Source organism: Natrialba taiwanensis DSM 12281 (assembly GCF_000337595.1).
GTDB classification, from domain to species: Archaea; Halobacteriota; Halobacteria; order Halobacteriales; family Natrialbaceae; genus Natrialba; species Natrialba taiwanensis.
In genome coordinates this window covers 48,732-62,202 of sequence record NZ_AOIL01000069.1, presented here as the reverse complement: position 1 = coordinate 62,202, position 13,471 = coordinate 48,732, and the positions used below count along the sequence as shown (strand labels likewise).

Annotated in this window: 13 protein-coding genes; 6 read left to right on the top strand and 7 right to left on the bottom strand. The window is 64.2% G+C overall.

Going from position 1 to position 13,471, the window contains the following annotated elements; all coding sequences use genetic code 11:
• Nucleotides 1-59 precede the first annotated feature (59 nt).
• The 6 genes from C484_RS20605 to C484_RS20580 all read right to left on the bottom strand — a co-directional run bounded on the left by C484_RS20605 (nt 60) and on the right by C484_RS20580 (nt 5,829).
• Nucleotides 60-509: a universal stress protein gene (locus C484_RS20605; RefSeq protein WP_006827803.1), complete on the bottom strand. Its 450-nt coding sequence runs from the start codon at nt 507-509 to the stop codon at nt 60-62.
• Between the two features lie 68 nt (nt 510-577).
• A complete protein-coding gene (locus tag C484_RS20600; protein WP_006827802.1) occupies nt 578-1,444 on the bottom strand; it encodes a hypothetical protein in 867 nt (288 codons plus the stop codon).
• 149 nt (nt 1,445-1,593) lie between these two features.
• Complete coding sequence (locus C484_RS20595) at nt 1,594-2,460, bottom strand: hypothetical protein (RefSeq protein WP_006827801.1); 867 nt, start codon at nt 2,458-2,460, stop codon at nt 1,594-1,596.
• Nucleotides 2,461-2,567: 107 nt separating this feature from the next.
• Complete coding sequence (locus C484_RS20590) at nt 2,568-3,170, bottom strand: hypothetical protein (protein ID WP_006827800.1); 603 nt, start codon at nt 3,168-3,170, stop codon at nt 2,568-2,570.
• Nucleotides 3,171-3,172: 2 nt separating this feature from the next.
• Nucleotides 3,173-4,234 carry a hypothetical protein gene (locus C484_RS20585; RefSeq protein WP_152422764.1) on the bottom strand — a complete coding sequence of 354 codons (1,062 nt, stop codon included), beginning with the start codon at nt 4,232-4,234 and terminating at the stop codon, nt 3,173-3,175.
• 194 nt (nt 4,235-4,428) lie between these two features.
• On the bottom strand, nt 4,429-5,829 hold the full coding sequence (locus tag C484_RS20580) for a cobyrinic acid a,c-diamide synthase (protein WP_006827798.1): 1,401 nt from the start codon (nt 5,827-5,829) through the stop codon (nt 4,429-4,431).
• A 247-nt stretch (nt 5,830-6,076) separates the two neighbouring features.
• Here C484_RS20580 and C484_RS20575 point away from each other — a divergent pair, with 247 nt between their 5' ends.
• The 6 genes from C484_RS20575 to C484_RS20550 all read left to right on the top strand — a co-directional run bounded on the left by C484_RS20575 (nt 6,077) and on the right by C484_RS20550 (nt 12,456).
• A complete protein-coding gene (locus C484_RS20575) occupies nt 6,077-6,289 on the top strand; it encodes a hypothetical protein (protein ID WP_049915835.1) in 213 nt (70 codons plus the stop codon).
• Between the two features lie 93 nt (nt 6,290-6,382).
• On the top strand, nt 6,383-7,969 hold the full coding sequence (locus C484_RS20570) for a uracil-xanthine permease family protein (RefSeq protein ID WP_006827796.1): 1,587 nt from the start codon (nt 6,383-6,385) through the stop codon (nt 7,967-7,969).
• 316 nt (nt 7,970-8,285) lie between these two features.
• Entirely contained in the window at nt 8,286-8,981 is a 696-nt protein-coding gene (locus C484_RS20565; RefSeq protein WP_006827795.1) for a hypothetical protein, read from the top strand.
• 39 nt (nt 8,982-9,020) lie between these two features.
• Nucleotides 9,021-10,196: a hypothetical protein gene (locus tag C484_RS20560; RefSeq protein WP_006827794.1), complete on the top strand. Its 1,176-nt coding sequence runs from the start codon at nt 9,021-9,023 to the stop codon at nt 10,194-10,196.
• Between the two features lie 6 nt (nt 10,197-10,202).
• Nucleotides 10,203-12,002, top strand: coding sequence for a hypothetical protein (locus tag C484_RS20555; RefSeq protein WP_006827793.1), 1,800 nt, complete (start codon nt 10,203-10,205; stop codon nt 12,000-12,002).
• Nucleotides 12,003-12,009: 7 nt separating this feature from the next.
• Nucleotides 12,010-12,456 (top strand): S26 family signal peptidase, encoded by a 447-nt coding sequence (locus tag C484_RS20550; protein WP_006827792.1) that lies wholly within the window; start codon nt 12,010-12,012, stop codon nt 12,454-12,456.
• A gap of 354 nt (nt 12,457-12,810) precedes the next feature.
• Here C484_RS20550 and C484_RS20545 read toward each other — a convergent pair whose 3' ends face one another.
• The gene (locus C484_RS20545; RefSeq protein ID WP_006827791.1) at nt 12,811-13,143 is read right to left on the bottom strand and encodes a hypothetical protein; all 333 of its coding nucleotides are present in this window, start codon (nt 13,141-13,143) and stop codon (nt 12,811-12,813) included.
• Nucleotides 13,144-13,471 lie beyond the last annotated feature (328 nt).

The window sequence follows — 13,471 nt, the reverse complement described above, 5'->3', positions numbered from 1 at the left end:
GACCGAAGTCGGTCAACGGAATAAACGTTCCTCCGTCGGAAAGGCAGACGGCGACGCGACTAGTTCGACCGAACCGGTTCGGCATCGTCCTCGACGACGAGCACCGGCCGATCCGCAAAGCGAACGACGGCATCCACGGTACTCCCGAGTAGTGCACGCTTGAGTTCTGAACTCCCGCGAGCGCCGATGACGATCACGCCTACGTCGCACTCGGTCGCAACCGCGAGAATCTCCTCGTGTGGCACGCCAGAGCGGATCCCCGTCTCGACCGGCACGCCGGCTGCAGTCGCTTCGTCCGCGAGTTCAGCGAGTGCGGATTCGGCCGCCGCGCGCCGTTTGCGCTCGCGTTCGTCGGGGTCGACGATGTCGTTGTCGTACTCGGTGCGCGATTCGAGCACGGCGAGCCCGTACACGGCCGCATCCAGTTCGGTCGCAAGGGAGATGGCGTGATGGGTGGCCGTCGTTGCGGCGTCGCTGCCGTCCGTCGCGACGAGAAGTGAGTCGTACATACCGGCCCGTATGCGGTCCTCGGTGAAAGAGGTGAACCCGGATCCGGTATCGACAGCGCGTCCGGTGGTCAGTCCCGTTTCGGCATCGTCGAAAACCGGGCCGGTGTCTTCATGTCCGCACGATCGGACGGCGATGGTGCAACCGTCGAGTGGCGGGCGACGCCGCGCGAGGTCCGTTCGTCGGCCGAATCGGAACCGAACTCCGAGCTGAGATCCGGCTCGAGGAGACCGTTCTCATCGTCACCATCAGTCTCGTCGACATCGCTCTCACCGCTCTCTTGGCCGCCTGATTGTTCGGACTCTCCGCTCTCGCCGCCACCGTCCGCCTCCTCATCGCCTCCGCTATCGACATCGACGCCAGCCGCAGCGAGTCGCTCCTGTAACCCCTCGATATCCTCGCTAAACGACGCCAGTCGCTCGCCCACCGCCGACCCGAGTTCGTCTTCGATGAACTCGAGCGCGTCGCTGTCGGTGTTGGTGTCGGTGTCGTCATCCGCGTCCGCGCCGTCAGCTGCAGCGGCTGTAGCGTCGCTCTCAGATGTATCGTCGCTCCGGTCGCCATCGCCGTCGGTGTCGCCGTCTGCATGAATCGCCGCCTGCAGTTCACCGACCGCGTCGGAAAGCGTCTCCTCGTCTGAACGCTCGTCGAGCCGTGCGAGGCGCAACAGGCGCTCGAGATCCTCGACGTGCGACGGGTCGCCGCGCGTAATCGCCTCCGGAAGCGTCTCCGGTTCCGTTCCATCCGGCAGCGTCCCGAGACCGATCGCCCCGAGTAGCTCCCGCGGGTCGGTCGACGCGAGCAGGTCGCTGGCATCGGCCGCAGCCGCCGTTACCGTCGACTCGCTCGGAGAATCGTCGTCAACCAGCGACCCCGCCTGGGCATCGGCCGTCTCGAGTATCTCGGTCACCCGCGTCCGGAGGTCGTCGTCACTCATGATTCTCACTCGGTCCGTGTGGAGTGCTCGGGTGCGAGCGTCGTGAACGTTTCCCGGCCAGTTCCGGGTTGGGGGTGGAATTTCGTTCCGGCGTCCACGCACGCACCTCGTCGACTCCGGCATCGCCGCCGTTTTTCCGCCTCGATTACTCACTCGGAGTCGCTACTCTCCCCGTCGGTGTCGTCGCCACCGTCTCCACCGCCACCATCTTCCCCACCACCGCCAGAGTCACGTCCATCCGCGTCTCCATTTGTCCCGTCGCCCTCCTCGGCGGCCACCGTCTCGATAATCTCGTCCGTCATCTCCTCGCGGCTGAGGTTCGCCTTGACGCCGACCTCCTTGGCAACGGACTGGAGATCCTGGTACGACATCACGCCCAGGAAATCCACCAACGTCTCCCGTCGAAGGTTCTCTAGATCCTCCGGTGCCTGCTCGAGTTCAGTATCGGCGTCGGCGTCTTGGTCACCCGCATCAGCAGTCCCAGCCTCCTCGTCACTGCTCTCATCCTCATCGTCCGCCCCCTCCTCCTCCTCCTGCGTCGGCTCCGTTTCTGAACTCGTCTCGAAAACGCCCTCGAGACTGGTTCCCTCGGTGACGTTCTGGGCGATCGACTCGACCGAGTCGCGCGCGTTGCTATCGTCGAGCGCCGTCACGAATCCGGTCCGCATCGCCGTGACGAGTTCAGCGAGGAGTTGTTTGAGTGTGAGGCTGTCGGCTGTCGTTTTTGTGTCCCCATCTCCGTTCCCATCTCCATCTTCGCCTTCCTCTTCACCTTCGCCGTCGGCCGCATCCGTCCCCGATTCGAACGCACTCGAGAGCGTGTCGTGGATTTCGCCACCGACGGAGGCACCGATGGTTCGCCCGAGTTGCTCGCCGAACTGGCGGCCGACGGAGGCACCGATTTCGCCGGCGTCGATTCCGTCCTCGATGGAGCCGCCGTCGATGAGGTCGGCGACATCGAGTTGTTCGGTGACTTCCTCGGCGACGAGTTCCTGAAGCCCGGTGTCCTCACTCACAGGCCTCACCTCGATTCGTGGGGCAGGGCTGCTGGCGGTGTCGACGGTGGTTGTGTCGATGATGAGGGTCCTGAGAGCATGGATCGAGATGGGACTGGTGGGAGCGGTTAGTCATCCTCTGTGTCGGTGTCTTCGCCGTCGTCACTCTCGGTGTCACTGGTCTCGTCCGAGTCGGCTGTGTCGGTGTCCCCGTCTCCGTCTTCGTCTTCGTCGTTGCCCGAAGCGTCGTTATCTCCGTCATTCTCCTCGTCATCGTCCTCGCTCTCTGCATTTCCGTCACTCTCCTCGGCGTCATCGGTGTCTTCAGCATCCGCAGTGTCGGACTCGCCTTCGACCGCTTCCTCTTCCGCCTCGTCCGTCTCCGAACCGCCTTCGTCTTCGTCCGCTTCCTCGTCTTCGCTTCGGCTCAGAATCTCCTCGAGCGAGAGTTCACCGATCGTCCGCCCGAGACTCGCACCGAGCTTGCGTCCGATAATCGCCCCGAGTAACGCGCCAAGCGCCTCTCCCAACGGTTTGTCGTCGTCGATCTCGTCCTCCCACTGCGTTCCCTCGAGCAGTTCGTGAAGATCGATGTTTTCGGCGATCTTCTCGTAGTCGATCCGTTCGGTTACCGAGTTCGAGTTCGCGTCCGCGTCTGTGTCCGTGTCCATGTCCATGTTTGTGTCCGACTCCGACTCCGAATCTGACTCTGAATCCGTCTCAGTACTCATACTTAGGCCTCCGGCTGTGCATCGGCGTCCGCAGATTCCTGTCCGCTCGATTCCTCACTAGCCGTCTCCGCCTGTTCGACCAGTTGCTTGATGACCTCGCGAACGACCGTCGCGATGAGTTCCTCGACCGGCAGCCCGGGAAGCAACCCGACCGCCTTCTGTTTCGCCGTGTCTCCCGCCGACGAAAGCGAACTCGTGATCGGGGCGAGCGGCCCGGTATCCGACTCGGTATCGTCGCTTTCGCCGTCTTCCGCGTCGGAGTCGTTGTCACCGTCCTCGGCTGCAGTCTCCTCGTCTTCACCCTCGGCTTCGTCACCCTCGAGTTCCTGCTCGCCGTCCGCGCCGCTACTTCGAAGTCCGCCGAGCAACGACTTCACCTTCCCCAGCAGCGCCCCCGGGAGGAATTTCAGCCAGGTTATCGGCTTTCCAAGCGCCGACTGCAACATGTTCACCGGCTTTTCGACCAGCGACGTGACCTTGTCCAACAGCGCCGCTGGACCGTCTAGCAGCCCGGTCACGCTCGAAAGCAGATTGCCGAGTAAGTTGTTCTCGCCCGGCCGGGCCGACACGTCGAGCGTGACCGGGTTCAGGTTGACCTCGAGCCCGAGCAAATCGAGAAACAGGCCGTCGAGATCCAGGTGGAGGACGCCGTTCGCCTCGTCACCCTCGTAGACGTCTTCGGCGTCCTCGACGTGGGCGCTGGTCGGGTCCTCGTCTGCTCCGTCACCTTCGCTTTCGTCGCTCTCATCGCTCTCCGAACCGTCACCGCCGGCCTCGGATTCCTCACCGGCCTCCTCATCCCCATCTTCGGCTTCGTTCGGTTGCTCCTGATCCTCGTCGTCCGCTTCGTTCTCGTCGGCGGTGCTGTTCTCGTCCTCTCCCTCGTCTTCGCTGCTCTCCTCGCCGCCATCGGTGACGAGCCGCCGTCCGGTATTCGTCGTCTCGATCCCATCTCCGTTTCCGTTTCCGTTTTCGCCTCCGCCTCCAACTCTCCCTCGCACGCGCGTCTCATCGCTGGGGACAACCTGTTTACTGGTGTCACCGCTGTCTGTCCCATCTATCATTATCTGGAACAATACACAAGAAACAGCGCTGTGGTAATTTCCCTTGCGTGTGCACCCGTTTTGGCCGATCAGTGGAGTACTCTCCGTCACCGGTACTGCGATCGTGATAGTCGCCACTGAGAACTGGTGACCGGAACCGCCGAGTTCAGCGCGGCGACGGCGGGACGAAACCGGTCGGCGAGTGCTGTACTCGCCTACTCGCGGGTGCCGGCGGCGAACGCGAGGAACCGATCGAACGCGCCGCTCTCAGGATGGACGTGGGCGTAGGTGCCGAGCGAATCGTACGCCATCAGCCCGTCGTGGTCGCCATCGATCCCCGACCCGCGGACCGTTTCGAAGGCGAAGCGCGCGTCCGAATCGACGGTCGCGCTCGAGTAGTGGAACTCGTGGCCCCGGATCGTTTCGTCCGCCCGGGCGGTCAGCGTGTCGTCGACCGCCGCGAGTTCAACGTGATCGAGCGACTGGTAGCGATCGTGCATGGTTACGTCTGCGGGCAGGATTCCGGCCATCTCGTGGGTCGTCCCGATCCCGGATTCTCGCTCGGCGTCGTCTTCGCCAGTCGTGGTCAGCGACTGGCTCATCGCCATCAGGCCGCCGCACTCGCCGAAGACCGGCAGTCCCTCGCTCGCCCGCGCCCCGAGTTCGGCGAGCGTCCCCGCGGATTCGAGTGCAGCGGCGTGCAATTCGGGATAGCCGCCGGGGAGGTAGACGCCGTCGCAGTCCGGCACGGGATCGCCGGCGACCGGCGAGAACGTCACGAGTTCGGCGCGCTCGCGGAGCCGTTCGATCGTCGCGGGGTACCGAAAGCAAAAGGCCCGATCGCTGGCCACGGCGATCGTCGTCTCGATCGGGTCCGGAGCAGCGCACTCGCGCTCGGGTGCGGACGGTTTGCGGGCGGCCGCGAGCAACCGGTCGGTCTCCAGGGTCTCGGCGGCCTCCCGGAGCGCCGCGCGCGGGAGCGCCGACTCCGATCCCATCTCGAGCCCGAGGTGGCGGTCGGGAATTTCGAGGGCCTCGTTCGGCGGAATCCGCCCGAAGAACTCGAGGTCATCCGGCAGCGCCTCCCGAATCCCTCGTTCGTGACGGCCGCCGTGGGCGCGCTGGGCGATGATCCCCGCCACGTCGATGTCGCGGCCGATTTCCGCGGCATACTCGCGAAAGCCGAGCGCGGTCGCCGCGACGCTCTCCATGCCCGCTTTAGCGTCGACGACGAGAACGACCGGCAGGTCGAGTTCAGCGGCGACCATGGCTGAACTCGAGGCGTCGCCGTCGTACAGCCCCATTACGCCCTCGACGACGCAGATGTCCGGGGCTGGTGTCGAGGTGGAGACGGCTGCGGTGCCAGCGCGTGCGCCGTCGCCGGTCCCAGCGCGAGCGTAGTTCCGTTTGAGTCCATCGGCCCCGCAGAGCCACAGATCGAGCGTTCGCGACGGGCGACCTGCGATCGCCTCGTGGTGGCTCGGGTCGATGAAGTCCGGCCCCGCCTTCGCCGGCTGCACCTCGCGGCCCGCATCCGACAGCGCCTGTATCGTCGCCAGCGCCGCGACCGTCTTGCCGACGCCGGAGCTGACGCCGCCGAGCACGATTCCCTTCATCGAACTTGTCTCCGGCCACGGACCCGGCTCCGTCCTCGGTTCCGTCTTGCACGGGTGTTGCTGTACGCCACGTTTCCGCTCGGTCGCAAACGACGGTTTACCATTGTGGTTGTCTTCGCGCAACTTCACTTGAACTCGTCGGTGAGGGAGATTCGACGGCGACCGTCTCGCTCGAGTGACGCGGCACGCCGGTACCGGCGACGAACTTAACGGCCTGAATCGGCTATACCGTGTTCCGGGTGCGACTATGACAGACGAACACAACAGCGAGACCGCAACCGAGACCGAGATCGGCGATCACCTTCGCGAGGCGCTTCGCCACCTCGATGCGGCCCAGGAGGGCGACCTTCGGAAGACGAACGCCGTCGCGCTCGAAGAAGTCTCGCAGACGATCACGTCGGTGTTGCGAGAGTACGAACAGGACGGCCACCCCGGCCGTTCCGACGACGGCGGCGAGTAGCTGCATCCGTCCGGGTAGTGACAGGAATCGGTACGGCGGGGCGAACATCAACACGTCTTTGAGCGCGCTCGCGCGTTATCCGGTGAGTTCACGATGACGGGGGAAGACACAGCAGGGGGGAACGCAGGCGCGGACGACATCGAGTACGGTATCGACGACCGGCCGCCGCTGGGCGAGTCGACCGTGCTCGGCGTCCAGCACTACCTGACGATGGTCGGCGCGAACATCGCCGTGCCGCTGATTCTGGCGAGCGCAATGGGAATGCCGGACGAGCTATTGCCGCAGTTCATCGGGACCTTCTTCGTCGTCTCGGGAATCGCAACGCTCGCCCAGACGACGTTCGGCAACCGGTACCCGATCGTCCAGGGCGCGCCGTTCTCGATGCTCGCACCCGCGCTCGCCATTATCGGCGTCGTCACCGCCGGCGGCGCGGGTGGGGACTGGCAGGCCGCACTGGTACAGTTACAGGGTGCGATCATCCTCGCCGCGGTCGTCCAGGTCGCGATGGGGTACTTCGGTCTGGTCGGGAAACTCCAGCGGTACCTCTCGCCGGTCGCCATCGCACCCACCATCGCCCTGATCGGGCTGGCGCTGTTCGATGCCGACCAGATCACGTCGCCGGAGCAGAGTTGGTGGCTCCTCGGGCTCACGCTCGGACTCATCCTGCTGTTCTCGCAGTACCTCGATCTCAAACACCGGGCGTTCAGACTGTATCCGGTCATCCTGGCAATCGGCATCTCCTGGATCGTCGCCGCGGTGCTGTCGGCGACAGGCGTCCTCGGCAGCGGCCACCCCGGCTTCGTTCCGCTTGGCGACGTTACTAACACGTCGCTCGTCCTGCCGATCCGGCCGTTCCAGTGGGGCTCCCCGGAGGTCACGACCGCGTTCGTCGTCGGCATGTTCGCCGGCGTGCTCGCCTCGATCGTCGAGAGCATCGGCGACTACTATGCCGTCGCGAACCTGACCGGTGCCGCCGCCCCCAGCGAGAAGCGGATCAACCACGGTATCGGCATGGAGGGTCTGATGAACGTCTTCTCGGGCATCATGGGCACCGGCGGCTCGACCTCCTACTCCGAGAACATCGGCGCGATCGGACTCACCGGCGTCGCCTCGCGCTACGTCGTCCAGCTCGGGGCGGTCATCATGCTCGTCGTCGGCTTTATCGGCTACTTCGGCCAGCTCATCGCGACCATTCCCGACCCCATCATCGGCGGCCTCTTCATCGCCATGTTCGCCCAGATCGTCGCCGTCGGCATCGGGAACCTCAAACACGTCGACCTCGACTCCTCGCGCAACGTCTTCGTCGTCGGCTTCGCCCTCTTCGTCGGCCTCGCAATTCCGTCGTACATGGGCAACTTCGAGAGCACGATCACCTTCCGCGAGGCCGTCGGCCTCGCCGGCGCGATCGACCCGCTACTCAGCGCTGACGTCATCGCCGGCACCGTCCTCGTACCCGTTATCGAGAGCGCTGCCATCGCCGTGGTCGACACGATCTACATTATCGGCTCGACTGGCATGGCCATCGGCGGCCTCGCCGCGCTCGTCCTCGACAACACGATTCCGGGGACCCGTACCGAGCGCGGCCTCGCTGAACTCGATCGGCTGACCGAGGACGAAACCGAGTTCAACACGTTCTGGGATCGCTGGATCGGGGGCTCCGAGTCGCAGGCCGAGGGCTGACGCTGTTCTCGCGTCGCGGTGGCTTCTCCTCGTCTCCGTGTCGAACTGTGCGTTCGGTCCGGTCCCGTACCGTCGTTTCGACGGGCGGGAAATGATGGTGGTGGCGAGACTGGTATTGACGAGGCCGGTATTGGTACGGATGCCACGGCCGGTCGTGATCATCGCCGTCCCGGGCGGAGACTGTCTCTCGGCACGGACTCGGCTCGCGCCGAGCGCTGTGCAGTGATCGCCACATAGTATTAACCATTCCACATTTTCTCGGTTCGTGAGAGAACTTCTAATCTATATATACTGTATCGTGGTCGAGAGTATCATAATGGATGACATATTGGGGGCGAATGAGGATGATCGTGACCGTGGTATCGCGCTCTTGAATCGACGGACGGCCGTACTCGGTGCTGCGGGGGTCGCAAGCGGCGGGTTGTTCGGCTACCGAACGTTCTTCGCCACGGACGAGCCAGCGTTCGCGTTCAGTGACCTGCAACTCACCGGTGAGGGGATCACGATTGCCACCGTCGACGGCAACGTTGCGTCCGTGGCTATCGACGGCAGCCAGACCGAAATCGCGTTCGAATACATCAATTTCCAGGAGAGCCAGGTCGGGGACGGCGTCGATGAATTCGGCATCGACCTCGGACTCGCCTCCACAGACCTCGGCGCAAGTGAAGAGACGATTTTCGAAACCACGATCGATGCTGGTGCCCTCCCGAGCGACGAGATCGTCTCCTCGTTGGACGGCGATTTGGGCGTCTCCAGCGTTCCGATCGACGACCACAGCCAGATCGAACTCGGGGACTTCGAGCCCGCCGACGGCGTCGGCGAGTCGGCGACGACGACGTTGGAGTTCACGTTAGCGGTCACCGCGACCAGCTATGACACCGTTTCCAGCGAGGCAACCGTGCAACTCGATGTCACGGTGACGACCATCGACGAGGACGACATCGAAATCGCGGTTGGAGGACACATCGTCCTCGGCGGTGAAGCCGAGAACGCCCCGCAGACGACCGACTGAGCCGCCATCACAGGATAGCGAACCAGTGTTCGAAATAGAATGACCGATAACACGCCGCTGACGGAGTACGACATCTCCCGCAGAGCGGCGCTTCTCGGACTGCTGGGGATCGGCGCGACCGGGAGCGTTGGACTCGGGTACGTGCTCCATAGCCCCGGGAGCGAGGACGATCCCGCTGTGACCGTCGACGCGACCGTCTCTCCTGCCGACATCGTCGCCACCACGCACGGAGGCGACAGTGAGCCAATACGCATTCCCGGTGATACGATCGAGCTGCAGATCGCCTACGAGCGGTTCAATCGCGTCAGACGAAACGAAAGCGAGTTCGACGTTACGATCGGCGTGAGACCATCGTTCGCGGACGAGCGCGAGCCGCTGGCGTCTGGCACGCTCGACATCGGTGAGACGCCCAGCGACGTCATCTCCCGAACGCTTCATTCGGACGGGTTCGACCGGAGCGGGATCGATCTCGCCGACCATTCGGCGGTTTCCGCGGACTACGCGGAGTTCGCGCTGACCGAGCGGTACGAGCGAGCAGAAACGAGCGTCGAAATCGCGGTGACGGTCGAATCGAAGACGTACGGAACGGTTGCCTCGACGACCGACACGATCACCGTGATCGTCTCGCGGGACGCCGGCCTTACCGTCGCCGCCGAGACGCTTTCCGAGCAGTTGGTCGTCGACGGTGACGCTGGCGGGATCGACGCGATGTACTTCGCGGGCGGCGAGTTGCCGATCACGATCACGTACGACGACGGTGCTGACATCGAGACCGGCACGGAAATCTCCGTCTCGCTCCTCGTCCGACCCGAGTTCGCTGCCGACTTCGAACCGATCGCCGCGGGAACGATCGCCGTCGAACCGACGCCGTCCAGATCCGCGACGGGGTACATTCGCGACGGACCGATGGCACTCGCTGAACACGCTGCGGTCTCCTCGTCGTATGCGGCGTTTGAACCGACCGGGAACGCCCAGGCGGTCACCACCCTCGATGCGATCGTTCGCGCTGAACTCGACGACCGGAGAGCCGAGACGACACAGCACTTCGTCGTCGTTGTGACGCCGACGCGAAAGATCGTGCAAACACCCGACAAGCCGTCGGCTCCGTCGGACCCGTCAGACCCGGACTCCCCGTCAAAACCGCCCGCCACCCGCGGCGTGTCCGCCGGTGGAACGATCGCACTCGATGGGGCAGCAACGACCGAACCGGAGTAACGCGACATGAACTCGACCGACCGACAACCGACCGTGACCGAATCGCTCTCGCGCCGAACGGCGATGGCCGGATTCCTGGGGACGGCCCTCGGATCCGCGTTCGGATACGATCAGTTTCTCCGCGTCGAGGAACCGACGTTCGCCGCTTCGCTCGAGTTCAACGCTGCGGACGTGACGATCCAGACCAACTGCGGCATCGTCACCGAGGCCGTCGTCGCCGAGGAATCGACGATCGCCATCGACTACGCCAACGTTCCCGATAGCGTCCTCACCGACGGCTACCGGTTTCAGTTCACGCTCGAGGCCAATCCACACGTCGATGGCCGGGCCGATCGTGCGTTCGCCGGCTGGAGCGAGCCAAACGACCACGCGCCGACCGATCTCGGAGCCGTCCTCGACGGAATGGACGGAGCCGGATCCGCGAGCGATCCGTACGTCATCACGACCGATCATGAACTCCAGGCGATCGCTGCAGCCCTTGACGCGCATTACGAACTCGGCAACAACATCGATGCAACACAGACGGGAGCCTGGAACAACGGAAGCGGATTCGATCCGCTCACCGATACCGACGCGGACGAGGCGTTCGAGGGGACGCTTACGGGCAACGGCCACCGAATCTGCGGGCTCACGATCGACGGGGACGACGACGGCGTCGGCTTGATCGGCGTCAACGCGGGCACCGTCGACCACGTCGGCCTCATACACAGCGACGTACAGGGTCCCAACGCTGTCGGCACTATCGCCGGGCTGAACATCGGGACGATCGACCGCTCGTACGCGCTCGATTGTACCGTCCAGGGCGCTGAACTCGTCGGCGGACTCGTCGGGGCGAACGTGCGGGAAGAAGGCGAAACCGAACAGGGCCACATCGATCGCTCGTACGCGGAATGTTCCGTCACCGGCGACCGATTCACCGGCGGGTTCGTCGGCCTGAACGTCGCCGACACCCGCGATGCCTACGCACGGGGCACCATCGATGGCGACGCCGTCATCGGCGGGTTCGCGGGAGCGAACGCACTCGGCGAAGGCGAAGATGCGGGGCTGATCGGCTCGCTGCTCGAACTCGTTATCGGCGTCCTCGACGGATTATTGTCGCTCGTCGGTCTCGGCGGAGACGACATCGAGGAGACCGGTGTCATCAGCGATGCCTACGCCACCGTCGCCGTCCCGGACCACGACAACGCAGCCGGCTTCGTCGCCGTCAACGAGACCGACCGGACGTGTCTCCTGTTTCTGTGCATCGGCGGCGATCCCGGCGACCTCGACCGAACCTACTGGGACACGGACGCCTCCGGAACGGCCGTCGGTCTCATCGAAGCGAACGGCGACGAGGACCTCAATGGACTGTCGACGAGCGAACTGCAAGGCGCTGCGGCCAGCGCAAATACGGCCCTCGACTTCACGGACACCTGGACGACCGTCACGGACCCCGACGACTACCCGCACCTTCTCGATACCCCCGTCCCCCACGACGGCGGCACCACCCCCTCTGGCGGGAGCACGACATTCGAACCGCTTGTCGATGCCCACTCCGTTCCCGCGACCGATCTCCTAGACGCAACTGACCTCCCACACGGGACGCTCACGCCGTCGTTCACCGACCTGAACATCGACACCGTTTCGCTGTCCGCCCATTCGGCCATCGACCCCTATTTCACCCACCTGGAACCCACTGCCGACGCCGCACGGATCGACACCGCGATCGAGTTCACACTCACCGTCGAACTCGGCACTGCGACCGAGACGATAGCGACGGCGACCGCGGGACCGGCGACGGCCACGCTCACCGTCGACGTCGACTAACACACCAATGAAACGCGAACTGCTCATCGCTGGCGGCGGATTCGTGCTCATCTGCGGACTGCTGTACGGGCTCTCGCTGGTCGTTGCGATTCACCACGTCCCGACGGGCAGCATGGAGCCGACGATCGAGCGGGATTCCCGGATCGTGGTCTCCGAGTGGGGATCGCACGAGGACCTCGAGAGCGGCGAGATAATCGTCTTTCACGCGGACGGCAACGAATCGGACCGACTCGTGGTGCATCGGGCCGTGGCGTACGTTACGGAAGGAGACGATTGGGTCGCTGCGCTCGAGGGGAACACGACCGACTCGCTCACCTGTGCCGAAGCGGTCCACTGCCCCGCGCCGAACGAGGGCTACATCACGAAAGGCGATTCCAACCCGTCGTACGACCAAGAAACCGGCCTCTCGCGTCCGGTCGAGCCGCAGTGGATCACGGGCACGTACTGGCGGTAGGCGACCGCTTCTGATTGCAGCGCCGGGATTACAGTGCGTTCGAGCCGGTGTGTCGTCCGAACGCTCCTTTTTCGTTTGCTCCTTACCGCCGTGCACTGAAATCGATCTACGGAGTTCAGTGCAACGGTCGGGTTCGCGAGGTGTTCGAGAGCACCGTCTCGCGTTACAACAGCGTCGAGCCGCGAGTTCGGTTCGGATTCCGCGCCGCGGTTTCGAATGGTGGTGGTGCGGTGGTTGTGATGGCTGTGGACAGCTTCCCATCACACGCTGCGTGGAATCCGATGTCCCGCCGCGACCCGCTCGCGTTCGGCAGACCCGTTGGATGGGTCTGTCCGCGAACGCTGTACGCGGCTGTTAGGACTCGTCGGCTCGGTCGGCTCGGTTGGAACGCTCGGGTCGCTCAGGACGCTCGGGACAATCAGCCCGATCCCCCTGCGCTACGCCGTCGGGAACCGGCGGCGCAACGCGACACCCACACGGCCCCGCAACCGCGTCCGTCGGCCCGATCACCGTCGTTCGGGTGATCGGCTCCCCGCATCGCGGGCACGTTCTGAACTCGTGGTCGGCCGCGCTATCGGGATTTTCGTGTGCGTCACCGGGGTGTTCGTGCGTCTCACCCGGATTCTTGTGCGCGTCGTCGTTTTCGTTCGGTTCGGTATCCGACTCATTGTCGTCACGCAGCCCCATTGTCACACCCCGAAATTCCGGAGAATTCGACGGATAGCGACGATCCTACGCGGACGGTTCGACTCATCAATCGTGCGGGATGTTTATATCCCGTGAGAATGTACGCAAACATGGCTTGTGAACCCCGGGAGGGTTTGGAAGCCACGTCTCGGGTGTATCAGCACCCGGGGCACTTTCGTACCCGGCGTCGTGGCTTCCGTTCTAATTGTTAACTGGTGGTGACTTATATCTACCGTTGGCTGTCGGGAAGGAGTACTGAGACCACTCTCCATCCACGAAATAGAACGCAACAACTCTGTGAAATCCTGAGAGAGTTTCAGATTCAACA

Bases quoted from the DNA above. Each gene is read 5' to 3' on its own strand.
- C484_RS20555 (WP_006827793.1), top strand. From the start codon at position 10,203: ATGAACTCGACCGACCGACAACCGACCGTGACCGAATCGCTCTCGCGC.
- C484_RS20565 (WP_006827795.1), top strand. From the start codon at position 8,286: ATGGATGACATATTGGGGGCGAATGAGGATGATCGTGACCGTGGTATC.
- C484_RS20545 (WP_006827791.1), bottom strand. From the start codon at position 13,143: ATGGGGCTGCGTGACGACAATGAGTCGGATACCGAACCGAACGAAAAC.
- C484_RS20575 (WP_049915835.1), top strand. From the start codon at position 6,077: ATGACAGACGAACACAACAGCGAGACCGCAACCGAGACCGAGATCGGC.
- C484_RS20560 (WP_006827794.1), top strand. From the start codon at position 9,021: ATGACCGATAACACGCCGCTGACGGAGTACGACATCTCCCGCAGAGCG.
- C484_RS20550 (WP_006827792.1), top strand. From the start codon at position 12,010: ATGAAACGCGAACTGCTCATCGCTGGCGGCGGATTCGTGCTCATCTGC.
- C484_RS20585 (WP_152422764.1), bottom strand. From the start codon at position 4,234: ATGATAGATGGGACAGACAGCGGTGACACCAGTAAACAGGTTGTCCCC.
- C484_RS20570 (WP_006827796.1), top strand. From the start codon at position 6,383: ATGACGGGGGAAGACACAGCAGGGGGGAACGCAGGCGCGGACGACATC.
- C484_RS20580 (WP_006827798.1), bottom strand. From the start codon at position 5,829: ATGAAGGGAATCGTGCTCGGCGGCGTCAGCTCCGGCGTCGGCAAGACG.
- C484_RS20600 (WP_006827802.1), bottom strand. From the start codon at position 1,444: ATGAGTGACGACGACCTCCGGACGCGGGTGACCGAGATACTCGAGACG.
- C484_RS20605 (WP_006827803.1), bottom strand. From the start codon at position 509: ATGTACGACTCACTTCTCGTCGCGACGGACGGCAGCGACGCCGCAACG.
- C484_RS20590 (WP_006827800.1), bottom strand. From the start codon at position 3,170: ATGAGTACTGAGACGGATTCAGAGTCAGATTCGGAGTCGGAGTCGGAC.